Origin of the sequence: Thauera phenylacetica B4P, from assembly GCF_000310225.1 — a bacterium.
Taxonomy (GTDB): domain Bacteria; phylum Pseudomonadota; class Gammaproteobacteria; order Burkholderiales; family Rhodocyclaceae; genus Thauera; species Thauera phenylacetica.
In genome coordinates, this window is the sequence record NZ_AMXF01000490.1 from 1 (window position 1) to 1063 (window position 1063).

The window sequence follows — 1063 nt, forward strand, 5'->3', positions numbered from 1 at the left end:
GCTCGGCGTCGACGTGCCGCTGGTGCGCGACCGCCTCGCGGCGCTGCGCTCGCCCCACGTCGAGGCCGCGCTGCGCGAACGCCTGCAATCGACCGGCGACCGCCTCGCCGCCGGCCTCGAAGGCATGAGCGCGGCGATCGCCGAGCGCCTGCGCCTGCGCGCGGCCCGCGTCGAGCGCATCGACGCCCTGCGCAAGGCGATCGACGCGCTCGACGAGCTCGCCCGCATCCACGCCGACAACGCCACGGCCCAGCTCGTGGCCACGCTCACCACCCTGCTGCAGCCCGATCCTGGCCTGGGAGCGCCCGGCCAGGGTGCGCCCAGCCTCGCCGAGCGCGAGGCGACGCGCGAGCGCGTGCTCGACCTCGACATCGACAGCCTCGAGCGCATGCACGAGCTCGAGCTCACCGTGCATGCGCTCGGCTTCCTCGTCGGCCGCCTCGACGAGCTCGACTCGAATGCGCGGCTGCAGGCGGCGCGCGCCGAGTTCGCCGAGCACCTCGCGCTGCTGGCGCGCCGGCTCGCGGACATCCCCGACCCCGGCGGTCGGGAGCAGGGCCGGCAGGTACACCAGCTGCTCGCCTCCGCGCTCGAAGACGAGGGCGCCTTTGCGCTGCGCGCCCGCGAGCTCGCCCTGCGCGCGCAGGTGGAGACCTTGCAGGGCGTGGTCGGCGAGCTCACCACCGAGCTCGACGCCCTCGCCGGCGAGCTGATCCACCGCGGCGGCCGCATCCTCGCCGCCGCCGGCTCGGCCGCCGAGCGCAGCGCCACCTCGGGGCTGATCGCCTTCGGCGTGATCGCCGCGGCGCTGCTGCTGGTGACGCTGGGCGTGACCGTCCATGCGCTGCGCCGCCACACGCTCGGGCGCCTGCGCGCGCTCGAAGAGGCCACCCTCGCGCTCGCGTCCGGCCGGCGCGAGGTGGCCATCGACACCACCGGCGACGACGAACTGGCCTCGCTCGCGGTCGCGCTCGAACGCTTCCGCGCCAACGCCATCGAGCGCGACCGCCTCGCCGAGGCGCTGCGCGGCCAGCAGCAGGAGCTCGAGAACCAGGTGCTGGCG

At 76.0% G+C, this 1063-nt stretch carries 1 protein-coding gene; it reads left to right on the top strand.

Annotation, left to right across the window (positions count from 1 at the left end):
- Nucleotides 1-1063 (top strand): HAMP domain-containing protein (locus tag C667_RS23230; protein ID WP_004389920.1); only part of this gene is annotated, 1063 nt, incomplete at both ends.